The sequence below is a fragment of the Janthinobacterium sp. CG_23.4 genome (genome assembly GCF_029892305.1).
GTDB lineage: Bacteria > Pseudomonadota > Gammaproteobacteria > Burkholderiales > Burkholderiaceae_D > Janthinobacterium > Janthinobacterium lividum_D.
Window position 1 is genome coordinate 252,682 of record NZ_JARXUX010000001.1, and the last position, 18,474, is coordinate 271,155.

Genomic DNA, 18,474 nt, shown 5'->3' on the forward strand with positions numbered 1-18,474 from the left:
GCAGTGTAAATGAAGAGGGCGGCCGCTGCGACGGGCTGCCCTTTTTTAGTAGGGGCCGAACAGGAGTATGCTGCCGCCAGGTGCGCAGAACTATCTGCTCCATGCCTCATTTTCTTGAAGATTGCATATCCCGTATGAATATCAACGTATGAGCACAGGCACGACCGGAATCGAGTTAAAGACCCAACGCCGCGGCCTGGCTGAATTCGTCGAGCTGGTCTCGTCGATGCGCTTTGCCATCAGCCTGCTGACCCTGATCGCCGTCGCCTCCATCATCGGCACCGTGCTCAAGCAGAACGAGCCCATGCCCAATTATGTGAACCAGTTCGGTCCGTTCTGGTTCGCTGTGTTCGACAAGCTGAGCCTGTATTCCGTGTATTCGGCCTGGTGGTTCCTGGTGATCATGGCCTTCCTCGTCGCTTCGACCTCGCTATGCATCGTGCGCAATGCGCCGAAGATGATCAAGGATATGCGCAGCTGGCGCGACAATGTGCGCGAGCAATCCTTGCGCAATTTCCATCACAAGATGGAATGGCAAGCGCCGCTGCCACCTGCTGTGCTGGCGCAGCAGATGATGATGCGTCTGAAGGACAGCGGCTATGCGGCCAAAGTGGTCGAGAAGGATAACGCCACCCTGGTGGCAGCCAAGCGGGGCGCCGCCAATAAATGGGGCTATATCTTTGCCCACGGCGCTATCGTCATCATCTGCGTGGGGGGCTTGCTCGATTCGGAAATGCCGATCCGCGTACAGCAATGGTTCTTTGGCAAGACGCCATTTGCCGGTAGCGGCGTAATCGCTGACATTCCGGCCCAGCACCGTTTGAGCCTGTCGAACCCGACTTTCCGCGGCAACACCATGATTCCGGAAGGCGCGTCGAGCAATACGGCCATCATTCCCCAGGCCGATGGCGTGCTGATCCAGGATTTGCCGATCACCATCCTGCTGAAAAAATTCCATATCGATTTCTACAGCACGGGCATGCCCAAGCTGTTTGCCAGCGACGTCGTCATCACCGATCATGCAACGGGCGAGACCTTTCCTGCCACCATCAAAGTCAATCAGCCGCTGCTGTACAAGGGCTTGGCCCTGTACCAGTCCAGCTTTGAAGATGGCGGCAGCAAGCTCAAGTTGACGGGTTTTCCCATGACGGGCAAGACGACGAAACGCTTCGATATCGGCGGTGAAGTGGGCGGCAGCACGCCGCTCGAGCGTAGCGATGGCAATTCCTACACGGTGGAATGGTCGGCTTTCCGTCCCTTCAACGTGGAAAATCTCAGCGCCGGCCAGGATGTGCGCGCCGTCAACAAGGCGGACAGTTTCAACGATAAATTTGCCGTCGGCCTGGACAAGCGCCTCGGTTCGGCCGCGAAGAACGTGAATAACAAGGATCTCAAGAACGTCGGTCCCTCGGTGCAATATAAATTGCGCGACAAGACGGGCCAGGCGCGCGAATACCAGAACTATATGCAGCCGGTCACCGTGGATGGCACGACGGTGTTCCTGGCCGGCATGCGCGTCAACCCCGGCGACCCGTTCAGCTATCTGCGTATTCCCGTCGATGACAATTACAGCGTGAACGAGTGGATGCGTTTGCGTGCCGCGCTGCAAGATCCCGCGCTGCGCCAGCAGGCCGCAGCGGGCTATGCGGCGCGCGCCATGCCGCAGGCGGGCGCGCAAGCCCTGCGCAGCCAGTTGCAGGAATCGGCGGCGAAAAGTCTGGGCATCTTTGCCGGCAACGGGCAAGACGGTGGTTTCCTGGCCATTTCACGTTTCCTGGAGAAAGTTCCTGCCGCCGAGCAAGAAAAAGCGGCCGATATCTTCATGAAGATCTTGAATGGCAGCCTGTGGGACTTGTGGCAGGCGGCGCGCGCGCGCGATGGCTTGCCAGCCATCGAGGCTGATGACAAGCACGGCCGCTTCCTGCAGCTGGCCACGAATGCGCTGTCCGACAGCTTCTTCTATGGCGCGCCCGTGTATCTGCAGCTCGACGACTTTACGGAAATCAAGGCTTCCGTGCTGCAAGTGACGCGTTCGCCGGGCAAGGGCGTGGTCTATCTCGGTTGCCTGTTCCTGGTGATCGGCGTGTTTTCCATGTTTTATATCCGCGAGCGCCGCCTGTGGGTGTGGATCAAGGATGGCGAAGCGGGCAGCGTCGCCCTGATGGCCATGAGCACGCAACGCAAGACGCTGGATTTTGAAAAAGAATTTGAGACTTTGAAGGCAAAGCTGCCGCAATCAGCGTAAGCTGCGCTGAGTTCGATTGGCTGAGTTTCGGGGCGCTTGCGCGCAGCCGGGAATGGAGAAAATATGGAATTGGCAAACAAGCAAATATATACGCAGGAACCAGGATTTTTCAAGCGCCTGAGCCTGGTCGATTGGCTGTACGGCAGCGGCTTGCTGGCGGCCTCCCTGTTCGGCCTGATGCGCTTTGGCGCCTTCATGGATATCTATGAAAAAGTCATCTTGCTGGCGGCGGCGCCCACGTTTGCGTGGCTGGGCTGGTACTGGAAGCCCGTGCGCTGGCTGATTCCTGTGGCGGCCGTGCTGTCGCTGTTCGCCATCGAGCTGTACGCCGGCAACCTTGAGATGGCGAACCAGAAATTCTTCCTCAAATACATCTTGTCTAGCCAATCCGCCATTCTGTGGATGGGCACCCTGTTCGTGCTGTCGACCCTGTTCTACTGGATCGGCCTGGTGGCGCGCTCGGAATTCGGCTCGTCCGTCGGCTCCCTGCTGTGCTGGGCCGGCGTGGTGCTGGGCCTGACGGGCATGCTGGTGCGCTGGTACGAGTCTTACCTGATCGGTGCCGACGTGGGCCATATTCCGGTGTCGAACCTGTATGAAGTGTTCATCCTGTTTTCCTTGATCACAGCCATGTTCTACCTGTATTACGAACAGCATTATGCGACGCGCCAGCTGGGCGCCTTCGTCATGCTGGTCATTTCAGCGGCCGTGGTGTTCCTGATGTGGTACACGGTCACGCGCGACGCGGCCGAGATCCAGCCGCTGGTGCCGGCCCTGCAAAGCTGGTGGATGAAGATACACGTGCCGGCCAACTTCATCGGCTACGGCACGTTTGCCCTGTCGGCCATGGTGGCGGCGGCGTATTTGCTCAAATCGAGCGGCTATCTGGTCGACCGCCTGCCGTCGCTGGAAGTGCTCGACGATGTCATGTACAAGGCCATTTCCGTCGGCTTTGCTTTCTTCACGGTAGCGACCATCCTCGGTGCCCTGTGGGCGGCCGAAGCGTGGGGCGGCTACTGGTCGTGGGACCCGAAAGAAACCTGGGCGCTGATCGTCTGGCTCAACTATGCGGCCTGGCTGCACATGCGCTTGATGACGGGCTTGCGCGGCCGCATTGCCTCATGGTGGGCGCTGGTGGGCTTGCTGGTGACGACGTTTGCCTTCCTGGGCGTGAATATGTTCCTCTCCGGCCTGCATTCTTACGGCAAGTTGTAATGGATTTCTGCATGACGGAAGCGTCATGAACGGCGAGGGAAAACTGGTGTAAGGTATAAACACTTACCTTTTTTCCGGAGCCGCCATGTTGATCAAGCGCAGTCCCAACGGCATTGAATTGCCGTATTCTTCCGAAATCACGCCGCGCGCCGTGTTTGAATCGCGCCGCAGCTTCATCAAGCAAGTGGCGTTGGGCTCCGTGTCCAGCGCGGCCTTGCTGGAAATGGCCAGTCGCGAAGCCTTCGCGCAAGGCATCAATCCCAAGTTGGCCGGCAAGCTCAACCCCGCCTATTCGGCGCTGGAAAAGCAGACCGCCTACAAAGACGCCACCACCTACAATAATTTCTACGAATTTGGCACGGACAAGAGCGAGCCGGCGCAAAACGCTGGCACCTTGCGCACGCGGCCATGGACGGTGAGTATAGAAGGCGAAATCAAGAAGCCCATGACGCTGGATCTGGACGCGCTGCTGAAGCTGGCGCCGCTGGAAGAGCGCGTGTACCGCTTGCGCTGCGTAGAAGGCTGGTCGATGGTGATTCCCTGGGTCGGTTACTCCTTCTCGGAAATCATCAAGAAGGTCGAGCCGACGGGCAATGCCAAGTATGTGGAGTTCATCACCCTGGCCGACAAGAAGCAAATGCCGGGCGTGGGCAGCCGCGTGCTGCAATGGCCGTATACGGAAGGCTTGCGCATCGATGAAGCGAACCATCCGCTGGCGCTGCTGACCCTGGGCATGTATGGCGAAACCTTGCCAAACCAGAATGGCGCGCCCGTGCGCATGGTCTTGCCGTGGAAATATGGTTTCAAGTCGGCCAAATCCATCGTCAAGATCCGTTTCGTCAAGGAACAGCCGCGCACGTCCTGGAATCTGTCGGCACCGTCCGAATACGGTTTTTACTCGAATGTGAACCCGAACGTCGATCATCCGCGCTGGTCGCAGGCTTCCGAGCGGCGCATCGGCGAAGACGGTTTTCTCGCGCGCAAGCGCAAGACCCTGATGTTCAACGGTTATAACGACGTGGCCTCGCTGTACGCGGGCATGGATCTGAAGAAGTTCTTTTAAGGAAAGACCATGGCCATCCATCCCACGAGCAGGCAATTGTCGCTGCTGAAAAGCCTGGTCTTTTTGCTGGCGCTGCTGCCGTTTGCGCGCATGGTCTGGCTCACGTACACGGGGCAACTGGTGGAGCCACTGGAATTCATCACGCGTGGCACGGGCGACTGGACCCTGTATTTTCTCTGCATCAGCCTGGCGGTGACGCCCTTGCGGCGCGTCACGCAGTGGAACTGGCTGATCAAGTTGCGGCGCATGCTGGGCCTGTTCGCGTTTTTCTACGCGGCGCTGCATTTCACCACCTTCCTGTGGTTCGATCACTTTTTTGATGTGCAGGCCATGTGGAATGATGTGCTCAAGCGTCCGTTCATCACGGTGGGTTTCATCGCCTTCGTCTTGCTCATTGCCCTGGCCGTGACGAGCACGAACGGCATGGTGAAACGCCTGGGTGGCAAGCGCTGGCAGTGGTTGCACCGCTTGATCTACCTCATCGCGCCGCTGGCCATCCTGCATTTCTGGTGGATGAAAGCGGGCAAGCACAATTTCACGCAACCGATCATTTTTGGCAGCATCGTCGCGCTACTATTGTTAATTCGTGTGTATTTTGCCTGGAGTAAGCGCGTAAAGAGCGCCAGGGCGGCGCATGCCGCTACCGCGCTACGTTCAACTTAGCTTGCCGGCACGATCAAGGGTGGCGGTGGCACGGTGGCCGGTTCGACCGGGACTTTGGCTGGCGCGCCCTTGGCTGTGGGCGGCTTGGGCAGGTACAGGGGGCCGGGCTGGCCGCAGCCGGCCAAGACGCTAGAGACCACAATGGCGATGCCGGTATAAAACGCTGAGGATGACTTCACGATTAGAATCACGGTTTGATTAAGATATTTGGAGTGTAGCATGAGCGAATCGGAATTCCTGGTCCTGGCCGAAGCCACCCTGACCCAGATCGAGGCGGCGCTGGACCGGCTGAACGATGAAGACGTGCTCGACGTCGAATGCAGCCGCAGCGGTAATGTGCTGGAAATCGAATTCATCGATAACGGCACGAAAATCATCGTCAACAGCCAGGCCCCCATGCGCGAAATGTGGGTGGCCGCCCGTTCCGGCGGGTTTCACTACAAGCGCGACGGCGATGTCTGGCTCAACACGCGCGACGGCTCGGAACTGTTTGCTGCCTTGTCCCGCATGGCCAGCGAGCAGGCGGGCGCACCTGTCGTGCTGAAGTAATCGTTTCGCCACGGGAATAAAAAAAGGGCAGACTTTGCAGTCTGCCCTTTTTGCATCAAAGATCTTAAAAGAGTTCGTTCTTGACAGCTTCTTTGGCTTTTTCTTCCTCCGGCGTGCCGCGCGCTGCGCCTTCCAGGCTGCCTACGCCTGTGCCCGGCGGATTTTCCGCATAGTAATACTCGTCGCCCACGCGGATCAGGCCTTCTGGCACGGCGCGTTCCTCGACGGGAATGCTTTTCAGCGCTTTCGCCATGTAGCTGATCCAGATCGGCAAGGCCAGGCCGCCGCCCGTTTCCCGATTGCCCAGGTTGCGCGGCTGGTCGTAGCCTATCCAGGCGATGCCCACCAGCTTGGCCTGGTATCCGGCGAACCAGGCGTCGATGGAGTCGTTGGTCGTGCCTGTCTTGCCGGCCAGGTCAGGGCGCTTCAAGGCCATGGCCTTGTTCGCCGTACCGAAGCGCACGACGTCGTTGAGCATGCTGTTCATCATGAAGGCATTGCGCTCGTCGATGACGCGGTTGGCTTCCTCGCCTGCCAGGTCCGGCTTGGCTTGCGACAGGATATTGCCATCGCTATCGGTCACCTTGGCGATCAGATACGGGTTGATCTTGTAGCCGCCATTGGCGAACACGGCGTAGGCGCCCGCCATTTGCAGCGGCGTGACGTTGCCGGCGCCCAGTGCCAAGGTCAGGTACGGCGGGTTCTTGTCGGCGTCAAAGCCGAAGCGCGTCGCGTATTCCTGGCCATACTTGGCGCCGATCTTGTGCAAGATGCGGATGGAAATCATATTCTTCGACTTCATCAAGCCTTTGCGCATGCTCAGCGGACCATCGTATTTGCTGTCGTAGTTCTTCGGCTCCCACGCCTGTCCACCGGTCTGGCCCGCATCGAACGAGATCGGCGCATCGTTGATGATGGTGGCCGGCGACAGTCCACGTTCCAGTGACGCGGAATAGATGAAGGGCTTGAAGGCCGAACCAGGCTGGCGCCAGGCCTGTGTGACGTGGTTGAACTTGTTGCGGTTGTAATCGAAGCCGCCCACCATGGCGCGGATGGCGCCGTCGGTCGTGCTGGCCGACACGAACGCCGATTGTACTTCCGGCATCTGCGTCAGGACCCAGCTGTTGTTTTCCTGCATGACGCGGATCACGGCACCACGCTTGATGCGGCGGTTCGGCGCCGCTTTTTCCGATAGCCAGGCCGCGCCAAAGGTCAGCCCTGGGCCGGTAATAGTGATTTCCTCGCCGGCCGACGTGACCGCCTGCAACGATTTGGGCGACGCTTGCAGCACCATGGCGGCGATGATGTCGTCGCTGTCCGGGTGGTCGGCCAGCTCCGTTTCGATGGCGTCATCGGCTTCGGCCTTGGTTTTCGGAATGTCGATGTAGGCTTCCGGGCCGCGGTAGCCGTGGCGTTTCTCGTAATCCATCACGCCCTTGCGCAAGGCAATGTAGGCGGCGTCCTGGTCGGCCTTGGTGATAGTGGTGTAGACGTTCAGGCCGCGCGTGTAGGTGTCTTCCTTGAATTGCTCGTAGACCAGCTGGCGCGCCATTTCCGATACGTATTCGGCATGCACGCCGAAGGCGCTGCTATCGGTTTTTACTTTCAGCTCTTCATTTTTCGCTACTTCGAACTGCGCCGGCGTGATGTAGCCCAGCTGCGCCATGCGCTGCAGGATGTATTGCTGGCGCATGCGCGCACGTTTCGGGTTGACGACCGGATTGTAGGCCGACGGCGCTTTCGGCAAGCCGGCCAACATGGCTGCTTCGGCCACGGTGAGGTCCTGGATATGCTTGCCAAAATAGATTTGCGCAGCCGAGGCGAAGCCGTAGGCGCGCTGTCCCAGATAAATCTGGTTCATATACACTTCGAGGATCTGGTCCTTGCTGAGGTTTTTCTCGATCTTCCAGGCCAGCAAGACTTCATACGCCTTGCGTTTCAGCGTCTGTTCGCTGGACAGGAAGAAATTGCGCGCCACCTGCTGCGTGATGGTCGAGGCACCTTGCTTGGCACCGCCCATCAGGTTGTGCACGGCTGCGCGCGTGATGCCCAGATAGTCGACACCGCCATGTTCATAGAAGCGATCATCTTCGATGGCCAGCACGGCTTTCTTCATGACATCGGGGATATCCTTGATATGCACCATGTTGCGCCGCTCTTCGCCGAACTCGCCAATGAGCACACTGTCGGACGTGAACACGCGCAGCGGCATTTTCGGTTTGTAATCGGTCAAGGTATCGAGCGCCGGCAGGTTCGGATATGCCATGGCCAGGCCAAAAACCACCAGCAAGACGCCGACGATGCCCAGGCCCAGCAGCGATACCAGCGCCATCAGCAGAAAACGTTTGGGTTTGCTGCCCTTGGCGGGCGGCTGCGAGCCAGCGGAGCCGGCGGAGTTTGAAGATGTCATGCGTCGTATGTCTTTCGGTTAATTATGCCGGCCAATTATAAGCGAGCTTGCCGCGATGGCAGCGTGCCGTGGGCCTTGCCGGGCAGCGCGCCGACACTTGTCGATACTCTATATAAGCGTGTATTGGCATGTTGGCAACCAGGATTTGGTAACAATTATTCTGCGCCAGATCACAGCCGGGCCAGATAGCTGCCGCGCGCCGCAAACACCGGTGTGAAATCCATTTACAGGCCAGCGTTGTCAGCACTAGGCTTGCGTATGGCAGGCTCCCTCCCACGGCCGCGTTTCCCGATAAAAAAACATGTCCATCCGCAGTTTTCTTGGCATCGGCTTGCTGGGCGTCGACATGGCGGACGATGCCGTGCGCGTGGTCGAGTTGAGTCGCCGGCGGGGCAAGCTCTTGTGTCGGCATTGCGGCAGCGCGGCGTTGGCTGCCGGAGTCATGGTTGAAGGCAATGTCGAAGATCTGCAGGGTCTGGCCACCGCCGTGCGCCTGGCATGGCGCAATAGTGGCAGTGCTTGCACCCGCGTGGCGCTGGCCATGCCGGCCACGGCCCTGATCACGCATGTACTACGCTTGCAGGCGGGCTTGCCGGAGGAACAACTGGAAATCCTGGTGGAGCTGGAGGCGGCGCAATACATGCCGTTTGCGCTGGAAGACGCCAGCCTGGATTTTTTCCAGCTGGGGCCGGTGCCACCGCTTGCGGGCCAGGCGGGGCAGGAAATCGAAGTGCTGCTGGTGGCGGCACGGCGCGCCAGCGTGCAGCGCCGTCTCGATGCGGCCACGGCGGCCGGTTTGACGCCCGTCGTCATGGATAGCGAGGCGCTGGCGCGCGAAGCGGCCGTTGCACAAGGGGGCTGGCAAGCCCTGCCGGACAGTGGCCTGGCATTTCAGCTGGCGTGGGGGCTGGCCTTGCACCGGTACGTCCGATGAAGAGCGTGGCGCAAGTGCCTTGCATCAACCTCTTGCCGCATCGGCAGGCGGCGCGGCAGCGGCGTATTCAGCGGCTGCTGTGGCAACTGGCTGGCGGGGCGTTGTTGGGCTTGCTGCTGGCCCTGGCGGCGGGCGCCTGGCTGCAGCTCCGGCTCGACGCGCAGCTGCGCCGCCAAGAAGGCTGGCGCAATGCCATGCTGCAGGTCAATGCCAGCCTCGCCAGCGGCAAGCGGGTGCAGGACGAGACGGCGGCATTGCTGCTGCGCCAGCAGGCCATTGCCAGTTTGCAAGAGCAACGCAATGCCTGGGTGCGCATGCTGGAGGTGCTGGCGCGGGCGATGCCGGCCGGCGTGTCCTTGCACAGCGTACGCCAGGAAATGACCATGGTGCGCTTGCAAGGGCGCGCGGCCACGCAGGAACAGGTCGCGGCATTGCTGTTGGCGCTGGAGCGAGAAGCGCCCTGGTCCCGACCGGAATTGCTGGAAGTGCGGCAGGAGGCACGCGGCGCGGTCGATGGCGCGGTGGAATGGACGATACGGCTGGCTTTGGCAAGCGTTGGGGCGGGTGCTCCGCAATCTTAGTCCTGGAGGTCAATCATGCTGAGCTTGAAAACCGCATCGCTGTGGCCGTTACCTGTGCGCCTCGCATGCGCCGCCCTGGCCGCTACGCTGGTAGTGGCCCTGTTTTACGCCACATGGCTCGATGGCTTGATGGCTGCCGTACAGGTGGCGCAAGGCGAGGAGCGCCGCCTGCGTGCCGAGTATCTGTCGGCACAGGCCAGGGCGAGCCAGTTGCCGCAGTGGCGCGCGCAGCAGCGCCAGGCTGGTGCCGAGCTGGCCCTGCTGGAACAGCAACTGCCCGACCAGCAAGCGATGGCGGTGTTGTTGACCGACATCAACGCCGCAGGCCAGTCGCGCGGTTTGCAATTTTCACTGTTCAGGCCGGGCGCGGCGCGGCCGCAAGCGCAGTATGTCGCTTTGCCGATCGCCATACAGTTGCGTGGCGCTTACCACGCCATGGGGGCGCTGTTGGCGGACCTGGCGCGCTTGCCGCGTATCGTCACAGTGCATGAGCTTGCCTTGACACTGGGCAAGGATCGCGTACTGACGCTCGATGCCGTGCTGCAGGCGTATCGCTTGCCCGAAGCAGGGGAACGGGCAGCGCAAGCGGCCCTGTCGCCCAAGGCGGGCGGTGCCGCAGCCGTGCCTGCATGGCATCGGCTTGCCACAGTCGCGCCGCATCCCTACGAGGCTGCCGCCTTGGCCGATCCTTTTGGCGCATTGTCGCCTGCGCCTGCGCCCGCACCGGGCCAGCGGGGCAGCGTGGCCGGGCCCGACCCGCGCCGCCTGCGCGAAGCGCTGGAAAACGTGGCGCTGCCGGCTATCAGTATGGTCGGTAGCGTGCAACAGGCCGGGCGCCTGAGTGCGCTGCTCATGGCGGGCCAGCGCGTGTACCGGGTGGCGGTAGGCCAGTATCTAGGGCCAGACCACGGCTTGGTGACACAGATCAGCGAACAGGCGTTGCAGTACCGGGAGTTGCTGCAGGAGGCGGGCGGCGAGTGGCGTGAACGGCATGGCAGCCTGACCTTGCAAAAGTCGGGAGAGGCCAAAGCTGGCGTGCCGGAGGCCACGCCATGAAGGCGTCGGTTTGGATGTGCTCGATGTACTCGCTATGCTTGATATTGCTGCATGGTGCCGCCTTGGCCGGGGACGAGGCCGTGGTGCTGGTAACGGCGCCGCGCCTGTATGCTGGCGAGAAAATTTCCGTCGATTTCCAGAACGTGGGCGTGCGCGCGGCCTTGCATATCCTGGCCGACGCCTCGGGGCAAAACATCATCGCCAGCGACAGCGTGGCAGGTAACCTGACGCTGCGCCTGCGCGACTTGCCATGGGACCAGGCGCTCGACGTACTGCTGCAGGCGAAGGGCCTGGACATGCGGCGCAATGGCAATGTGCTGTGGATCGCGCCGCGCGAGGAAATGCTGGCGCGCGAAAAACTGGAGCTCGAAACGCGCGCGCAGATCGCGGAACTCGAACCCTTGCAATCAGCCATCTTCCAGCTCAACTACCAGAAGGCGGAAGCGTTCCGCACCTTGTTCGGTCTGGAAGCGGGCGAGGGGCGCAGCCGCTTGTTGTCGCGCCGTGGCAGTGTGATCATCGAGCCGCGCACGAATCAGCTGTTCGTCACTGACGTGCCGGCGCGACTGGAGCAGATCCGTGAGCTGATCGCCAGGACAGATATCGCGACGCGACAAGTGATGATCGAGGCGCGCATCGTCGAGGCGAACGACAGTTTCAGCCGCAACCTGGGCGCGCGCCTGGGTTTTACGGACCAGCGCCTGGCAGCGGGCCAGGTGCCCGGCTTTTCGCTGGGCAGCAGCGCTCGCCGCGCGGCCGTCGGCGGTACGTATCAGGGCGTAGGCGAGGCGACGGGGCAAACGGTGGCCGGCGCCGGCGCCTTCGTGCCGAATACGCAATTCGTCAACTTGCCGGCCGCTAGCATTAACGGCTTGCCGCCGGCCAGCTTCGCCCTGAGTCTTTTTTCGGCAGCCGCCAACCGCTTTCTGAACTTGGAACTGTCCGCGCTGGAGGCGGACGGCAAGGGCAAGATCATTTCCAGCCCCCGCGTGGTGACGGCCGACAAGGTGCTGGCGCTGATCGAACAGGGCATCGAATTGCCGTATCAGGTCGCCACCAGCAGCGGTGCCACGTCGATCACGTTCCGCAAGGCAAACCTGCGCCTGGAGGTGACGCCGCAGATCACGCCGGATGGCAACGTGGTGCTGGAAGTGGACGTCAACAAGGACAGCGTGGGCCAGGAAACGCGTTCCGGCTTCGCCATCGACACCAAGCACGTGCGCACGCAAGTGATGGTGGAAGACGGCGGCACGGTGGTGCTGGGCGGCATATATCAGCAGTCCGAACGGGGTACGGAAAGCAAGGTGCCGATTCTTGGCGACATTCCCTTGCTCGGTGTTTTTTTCCGCAGCACGGGCCGCAGTCAAGAAAAAACCGAACTGATGGTGTTTATTACGCCGAAAATAGTAGCAGATCGGCCTGCAACACGTTAATGTCACATCTTTACGTTTCAGTAATAATGCAAACGAAAACGGACGGATGGCGACGATGCGGAACTTCTCTTTAGGCAATACTTCTTGGCGTGCTGTATCGAATTGGCTGGTCTTGCTGGCGCTGGGCGCCATGCTGGCCGCGTGTGGCGGCGGCGGTGGCGATCCGACCCTGGGGAGCAAAGATGGCGCCAACTCTGGTGTTGCCAGTGTGACACTAGTTGCCAGCGCCATCACCATAGCGGCCTCGGGGGCGGATGGCACGGAAGTGGTATTGACGGTCGTGGTTAAAAATGCGGGCAACAATGCCATAACGGGTCAAACTGTTGCTTTTACGGCTAGTTCGGGCACGATCAGTAATACTGTTCGTATCACGGACGCGAATGGCACGGTGACGGAAAAGCTGAGCGTGAAAGGCGATGCGACTCTGCGGGACATCACCATCAAGGCCAGCAGCGGCGGCGTCGACTCAGCGCCGGTGGTGGTGAAAGTGGTGCCTGTTACCTCGGGCATTGCCAGCTTGCTGCTGACGTCTTCCGGCGGCTCGCTGGCCTCGTCTGGCGGTACTGCGGTCAATGTGATTGCGTTTGTCAAGGATGCCAACAATGCCGTCGTTCCCAATGCCAGCGTGATCTTCAGCGCCGATTCGGGCGCGCTGGGCGCGACGCTGGTTAATACCAATGCGCAAGGGCAGGCGATAGTCAGTCTCAATACGGGCGGCGATGCCAGTTTGCGCACGATTAAAGTCAGTGCCAGCGCCGGTGCGCAAAAAGCCAGCACGGATATCGGCGTCAGCGGCACCAAGCTCGCTGTGAATGCCTTTTCTTCTGTGAATCTGAAGACAAGTACGGATATGGTGGTCAAGTTGGTCGACTCTAGCGGTAATCCACTGGTGGGCAAGCCGGTGACATTCAGCGCGCAAACCAATCCACTGATGGTGAAGGGCGGTGGCGGCAGTCCCGCTCTGACCGATAATAATGGTCAACTGATATTGAGCTACAACGCCCAATCTGGTACCGGCGATACGATCACCATTAAGAGCCAGGGCGACAGCGTGGTAGTGCCAGTGGCGATCAATGCGGCCAATTTCACGATCAACGCCGTCACCGATGCCAATGTGGCGTTGACGACACTGGCAACCCAGACCTGCTACGCGATTGCCGTGCATAACGATGTGGCCGGCACCGCGCAAACGGGCAATGTGCGTTTCAGTACTTCGCGCGGCGCGATTTACCGGGACGCCGCCTGCGCCACGCCATTACTGGCGCCACTGGCGCTCGTTGGCGGCAATGCCATCGCCTATGTGCAGGCGGATGGCGCGGGGCGGACTTCGTTGACGGCCAGGAACGAGAGCACGGGTGTGACGGTGCAGGCCGACGTGGAATTCGTCGCCCCGCTGACGCCACAGGCAACCATCAGCTTGCAGGCTGACCCTGCAGTAATCGGTGCCAATACGGCAGGCAGCACATCCCAGCGCAGCGCCCTGCGTGCCATCGTGCGCGATGGCACGGCGCAAAACAATCTCGTCAAGAATGCTCAGGTCGGCTTTACCATCCAGAGTGATGCCAGCGGTGGCTCGTTGAGCTCGCCATCGGTGGTCAATACCGATGCCGATGGCATGGCCACGGTAAGTTATATCGCCGGTCAAGCCAGCACAGGAGTCGATGGCGTGATCGTCCAAGCCCAATTGCAGGGCGTATCGAGCAACAGCGCCAAGGCCAAGCTGACAGTAACGAAGAAATCGCTGTTCATCAGTGCCGGCAGTGGAAATGTGCTCGATGGCACGGACAGCAGCACCTATCGCAAGACTTATACTGTGTTTGTGACGGATGCCGCTGGCAATCCGGTGGCTGACGTCATCATCACGGCCGCTGCCTGGCCCAAGTCGTATTACAAGGGCACTCTGCAGTTCTCCACGGCGGCATTAAGCTGGATTCGGGGGCCGAGCGTGATATGCGCGAATGAGGACAACAGCCAGGACCGCAACGGCATGCTCGACGCTGGCGAAGACGAGAATAAAAACGGCTACCTCGATCCCGGCATTCCGCTCAATGTATCCACCGGAGGCAAGACCGACAGCAGCGGCACCACCATCGTGACGCTGACTTATCCACGCGACAGAGCCAACTGGCTGGACGTCGAATTGACGATACGTGGCAATAGTTCCGGGACGGAGGCAACTTATGTCGGTTACACTTTGCTTCCGGGGCTGTTCTCGGACTTTAACCGCCAGGATGTGTCTCCACCGGGCGTGATTAGTCCGTACGGGCAGGCGAATGTTTGTAGTGATTCAAAATAATTGTCGCAGCACATGCAAAATCTGTTTTTAGTAGGTCTCATGGGCGCAGGCAAAACCACGATCGGGCGCATCCTGGCCCGCAAGCTGGGCTTGCGCTTTGTCGATTCCGACCATGAAATCGTGGCACGCACGGGGGCGACCATCCCGTGGATCTTTGAAATCGAGGGGGAAGCCAGCTTTCGCCGGCGCGAGGCCGAAGTCATCCGCGACCTGAGCGCGCAGGAGGGCATCGTCATGGCCACGGGCGGCGGCGCCATCCTCAATGCCGACAGTCGCGCCTACCTGAAGGAGCGCGGCACGGTGGTGTACCTGCGCGCCAGCGTCAGCAACATCCTGGCGCGCACCAGCCACGACAAGAACCGCCCCTTGCTGCAGACGGCCGACCCGCGCGGCAAACTGGAAGAGTTGACGTCACAGCGCGAGCCCCATTACATGGAAGTGGCCGACATTGTGATCGACACCGGCCGTCCTAACGTACAATCAATGGTTCAGACCATCCTGATGCAGCTGGCCAGCCTCGAATGCGAGGCTTCGCCCAACTGCGTCATTCATGCAGAGCCTTCGATGAACGAGCAATCCAAAATGTTGTTGAGCGTAGATCTCGACGAACGCAGTTATCCGATCGCCATCGGTCCCGGCCTGCTGGCCGATGCTGATGCGCTGCTGCGCCATATCAGCGGTCACAAGGTGGCCATCGTCACCAATACCACTGTCGCCCCCCTGTACCTGGGCCGCCTGCAGGCGGCACTCGCCAGCGATGGCCGCGAAGTGATCTGCATCGTCCTGCCGGACGGCGAAGAATATAAAAACTGGGCCAGCCTGATGCAGATTTTCGACGCGCTGCTGGCCAATAAATGTGACCGCAAGACCACCCTGGTGGCCCTGGGCGGCGGCGTGATCGGCGACCTGACCGGCTATGCAGCCGCCAGCTATATGCGCGGCATCGGCTTTGTGCAAGTGCCCACGACCTTGCTGGCGCAGGTCGACTCCTCCGTCGGCGGCAAGACCGGCATCAACCACCCGCTGGGCAAGAACATGATCGGCGCCTTCTATCAGCCGCGCGCCGTGATTGCCGATACCTCGACCCTGGAAACCCTGCCGGCGCGCGAGCTGTCGGCTGGCTTGGCCGAAGTGATCAAGCATGGTGCCATTATCGATGCCGACTTCTTCGACTGGATCGAAGCGAACATGGGCAAGCTGATGGCACGCGACAAGGGCGCGCTGGCGTATGCGATTGCCCGCTCGTGCGAAATCAAGGCCGACGTGGTGCGCCAGGACGAACGCGAAGGCGGCTTGCGCGCCATCCTGAACTTCGGCCATACCTTTGGCCACGCCATCGAAGCGGGTCTGGGCTATGGCCACTGGCTGCATGGCGAAGCCGTCGGCTGCGGCATGGTGATGGCGGCCGACCTGTCCTGCCGCATGGGCTATATCGAGCAGGCAGTTGTGGAGCGCGTGCGTAAACTCGTCGCTTGCGCCGGCCTGCCCGTCAAGGCACCGGACCTGGGCGTCGAGCGCTGGCTCGAACTGATGGAAGTGGACAAGAAGAACGAGGGCGGCGCCATCAAGTTCATCTTGTTGAAACCACTGGGCAGCCCGTGCATCACGTCCGCGCCGCATGAAATGGTGCTCGCCACCTTGGCCGCCGGAGTGCAGCAAGCATGACCCCCGAAGACTTCCTTGCCCCATATGCGGCCCATTCGGCACAGGGGCAGGGACGTCGCTTTGCCGAAGCGGCGCACGCTTCGCGCAGCCAGTTCCAGCGCGACCGCGACCGCATCATCCATTCCTCGGCCTTCCGTCGTCTCGAATACAAGACCCAGGTTTTCCTCAACCACGAGGGCGACTTGTTCCGCACGCGCCTGACGCATAGCCTGGAAGTGGCGCAGGTGGGACGCTCGATCGCGCGCAACTTGCGTCTGAACGAAGACTTGGTTGAAGCGATCGCCCTCGCGCATGACCTTGGCCACACGCCATTCGGCCACGTTGGCCAGGACGTGCTCAATGAGTGCATGCGCGAGCACGGCGGCTTCGAGCATAACCTGCAAAGCCTGCGCGTGGTCGACACGCTGGAAGAGCATTACGGCGCCTTTGACGGCTTGAACCTGATGTTCGAGACGCGCGAAGGCATATTGAAACACTGCTCGCTGGCGCATGCGCGCGAGCTGGGTCCCGTGGCCCAGCGCTTCATCGACCGCACGCAACCAACTCTGGAAGCGCAGCTGACCAACCTGGCCGATGAAATCGCTTACAACAGCCACGATATCGACGACGGCCTGCGTTCCGGCCTGATCACCATCCAGCAGCTGGAAGAGGTGGCATTTTTCGGCCGCCTGTGGCGCGAGGTGCAGCAGGCATTTCCCGGTCTGTCGGGCCGGCGCGCCATCTACGAAACCCTGCGCCGCCTGATCACCGCCCTGGCCGACGATCTGATCGTCACCTCGAATGCCTTGATCCTCGATGCGGCACCGCGCGACGTCAACGACGTGCGCGCCAGTGCCCCGCTGATCCGCTTTTCGGACGCCATGCGCCGTGACGCGACGGACCTGAAACGCTTTTTGCGAGCGAACCTGTACCGTCACTACCAGGTCAATCGCATGCGCGTCAAAGCGAGCCGCATCGTACGCGAACTGTATGACAGCTTCATGGCCGAACCGGCCCTGCTGCCACCCGACTATCAACTCAAGGAGGGTGAGCTCACGCAGCAGGCGCGCAAGATCGCCGACTACATCGCCGGCATGACGGACCGCTACGCGATCCGCGAGCACCGTCGTCTGTATTCTTTGGATGAGTTGTAGACCGGTTGCATCGGTGCCAGCACGACTAGCCTGCGCACTAGAACATGCTGCGCTGTGCTGCGCGCGTATCACCGAATAGGTCCAGCAGCAGTTTCTTGACCGGCGCCGGCAGCGGCGCGCCCGCAATTTTCGCGCCGTCGTACCAGACATGGGTCGCTTCCCCCGCCAGTGCAAGGCGGCGCGCCAACGTGATGCGGCAGGGGACGATGTGCAGTTTGTAGTGCGTAAATACATGCACGATGGGCAGCAGCCGTTCCTGCGTCTCGATCTCGCCGAACGGCGCCACGGCGCGTGCCAGCGCATGCTGGTCTATCGCTTGCGGTGAGTCTTTATCGGCCAGCACGTGGCCATCGAGTTCGGGCAGCGACAGCAAGCCGCCCCAGATGCCCGAGCCGGGCCGCTGTTCCAGCAGCACCTGGCCATCGTCGATGATGAGCAGCATGACGGCGTGCTTTTCCGGGCTGGTTTTCTTCGGCTTGCGCACAGGCAGATCCTTGGTGCGGCCAGTGGCGTAGGCCACGCAGCGCGGTTGCAGCGGACAGCGGCCGCAATCGGGACTGCTGCGCGTGCACAGGGTGGCGCCGAAGTCCATCAAGCCTTGCGTGTAGGCTTCGATGCCTGTTTCAGGCAGCAGCGCTTCGGCGCGACGCCACATGGCGTCCTCGACCCGTTTCTCGCCGGGATAGGCATCGATGCCGAAGGTGCGCGCAAACACGCGCTTGACGTTGCCGTCCATGATGGCTGCGCGCGTGCCGCTGGAAAACGCGGAGATGGCGGCGGCCGTCGAGCGGCCGATGCCGGGCAGGTCTGCCAGCAGGGCCGGGTCGCTGGGAAAGACGCCATCGTATTGGGCCACCACGCGCTGCGCGCATTTGTGCAAGTTGCGTGCCCGCGTGTAGTAACCGAGGCCGCTCCATTGCGCCATCACGTCTTCCACCGGTGCTGATGCCAAATCGCGCAGGGTGGGGAAGCGTTCGAGGAAGCGCGCATAGTAGCCGAGTACTGCTGTGACCTGCGTTTGCTGCAGCATGATTTCTGACAGCCAGATCAGGTAGGCGTCGCGCGTGTTTTGCCAGGGCAGTGCATGGCGGCCATGCTGCTTTTGCCAGGCGATGACTGTGGCAGAAAAAGTCGGGTCGACATAAGTTTCAAGCGTATTTTCAAAGTGCGCTGCGCCCGGGGCGGGCGAGAGCGGATGCAGCAAACGTTTCATGCAGGGTTCCAGTATTTT

General features: G+C 61.0%; 14 protein-coding genes and 1 pseudogene. 12 read left to right on the forward strand and 3 right to left on the reverse strand.

Going from position 1 to position 18,474, the window contains the following annotated elements; translation table 11 throughout:
- Positions 1 to 148 precede the first annotated feature (148 nt).
- From H4V96_RS01130 to H4V96_RS01145, 4 genes are all read left to right on the forward strand, one after another.
- Positions 149 to 2,245 (forward strand): cytochrome c biogenesis protein ResB, encoded by a 2,097-nt coding sequence (locus tag H4V96_RS01130; protein ID WP_196856297.1) that lies wholly within the window; start codon positions 149 to 151, stop codon positions 2,243 to 2,245.
- 63 nt (positions 2,246 to 2,308) lie between these two features.
- Complete coding sequence (gene ccsB / locus H4V96_RS01135) at positions 2,309 to 3,460, forward strand: c-type cytochrome biogenesis protein CcsB (protein ID WP_196856296.1); 1,152 nt, start codon at positions 2,309 to 2,311, stop codon at positions 3,458 to 3,460.
- A gap of 85 nt (positions 3,461 to 3,545) precedes the next feature.
- On the forward strand, positions 3,546 to 4,523 hold the full coding sequence (msrP, locus tag H4V96_RS01140) for a protein-methionine-sulfoxide reductase catalytic subunit MsrP (RefSeq protein ID WP_010394500.1): 978 nt from the start codon (positions 3,546 to 3,548) through the stop codon (positions 4,521 to 4,523).
- 9 nt (positions 4,524 to 4,532) lie between these two features.
- A complete protein-coding gene (locus H4V96_RS01145) occupies positions 4,533 to 5,186 on the forward strand; it encodes a protein-methionine-sulfoxide reductase heme-binding subunit MsrQ (RefSeq protein WP_010394501.1) in 654 nt (217 codons plus the stop codon).
- Here the strand turns inward: H4V96_RS01145 and H4V96_RS01150 are convergent.
- On the reverse strand, positions 5,183 to 5,365 hold the full coding sequence (locus H4V96_RS01150) for a lipoprotein (RefSeq protein ID WP_162097123.1): 183 nt from the start codon (positions 5,363 to 5,365) through the stop codon (positions 5,183 to 5,185). The two genes, H4V96_RS01145 and H4V96_RS01150, sit on opposite strands and share 4 nt — an antisense overlap.
- Before the next feature lie 40 nt (positions 5,366 to 5,405).
- Here H4V96_RS01150 and cyaY point away from each other — a divergent pair, with 40 nt between their 5' ends.
- Complete coding sequence (gene cyaY, locus H4V96_RS01155) at positions 5,406 to 5,735, forward strand: iron donor protein CyaY (RefSeq protein WP_010394505.1); 330 nt, start codon at positions 5,406 to 5,408, stop codon at positions 5,733 to 5,735.
- Positions 5,736 to 5,799: 64 nt separating this feature from the next.
- On the opposite strand, the gene H4V96_RS01160 is transcribed toward cyaY, so the two are convergent.
- Complete coding sequence (locus H4V96_RS01160; RefSeq protein WP_010394507.1) at positions 5,800 to 8,145, reverse strand: penicillin-binding protein 1A; 2,346 nt, start codon at positions 8,143 to 8,145, stop codon at positions 5,800 to 5,802.
- Positions 8,146 to 8,446: 301 nt separating this feature from the next.
- On the opposite strand from H4V96_RS01160, the gene pilM reads away from it, so the two are divergent.
- The 7 genes and pseudogenes from pilM to H4V96_RS01195 all read left to right on the forward strand — a co-directional run bounded on the left by pilM (position 8,447) and on the right by H4V96_RS01195 (position 17,243).
- Positions 8,447 to 9,079 (forward strand): pilus assembly protein PilM, encoded by a 633-nt coding sequence (gene pilM / locus H4V96_RS01165; RefSeq protein ID WP_196856295.1) that lies wholly within the window; start codon positions 8,447 to 8,449, stop codon positions 9,077 to 9,079.
- Entirely contained in the window at positions 9,076 to 9,660 is a 585-nt protein-coding gene (locus H4V96_RS01170) for a PilN domain-containing protein (RefSeq protein WP_196856294.1), read from the forward strand. The genes pilM and H4V96_RS01170 overlap by 4 nt, the downstream gene beginning before the upstream one ends.
- 15 nt (positions 9,661 to 9,675) lie before the next feature.
- Positions 9,676 to 10,716 (forward strand): pilus assembly protein PilP, encoded by a 1,041-nt coding sequence (locus H4V96_RS01175; protein WP_196856293.1) that lies wholly within the window; start codon positions 9,676 to 9,678, stop codon positions 10,714 to 10,716.
- A gap of 101 nt (positions 10,717 to 10,817) precedes the next feature.
- Positions 10,818 to 12,149 (forward strand): annotated as a pseudogene (locus H4V96_RS01180) (type IV pilus secretin PilQ family protein); the annotation flags it as partial.
- Positions 12,150 to 12,204: 55 nt separating this feature from the next.
- Positions 12,205 to 14,445 (forward strand): Ig-like domain-containing protein, encoded by a 2,241-nt coding sequence (locus H4V96_RS01185; protein WP_280720650.1) that lies wholly within the window; start codon positions 12,205 to 12,207, stop codon positions 14,443 to 14,445.
- A gap of 39 nt (positions 14,446 to 14,484) precedes the next feature.
- Positions 14,485 to 16,110: a bifunctional shikimate kinase/3-dehydroquinate synthase AroKB gene (gene aroKB, locus H4V96_RS01190; protein WP_043460653.1), complete on the forward strand. Its 1,626-nt coding sequence runs from the start codon at positions 14,485 to 14,487 to the stop codon at positions 16,108 to 16,110.
- Entirely contained in the window at positions 16,107 to 17,243 is a 1,137-nt protein-coding gene (locus tag H4V96_RS01195) for a deoxyguanosinetriphosphate triphosphohydrolase (protein ID WP_010394521.1), read from the forward strand. Before aroKB ends, H4V96_RS01195 begins: the two co-directional genes overlap by 4 nt.
- A 37-nt stretch (positions 17,244 to 17,280) precedes the next feature.
- On the opposite strand, the gene mutY is transcribed toward H4V96_RS01195, so the two are convergent.
- Positions 17,281 to 18,456: an A/G-specific adenine glycosylase gene (gene mutY / locus H4V96_RS01200; RefSeq protein ID WP_196856290.1), complete on the reverse strand. Its 1,176-nt coding sequence runs from the start codon at positions 18,454 to 18,456 to the stop codon at positions 17,281 to 17,283.
- Between the last annotated feature and the right edge of the window lie 18 nt (positions 18,457 to 18,474).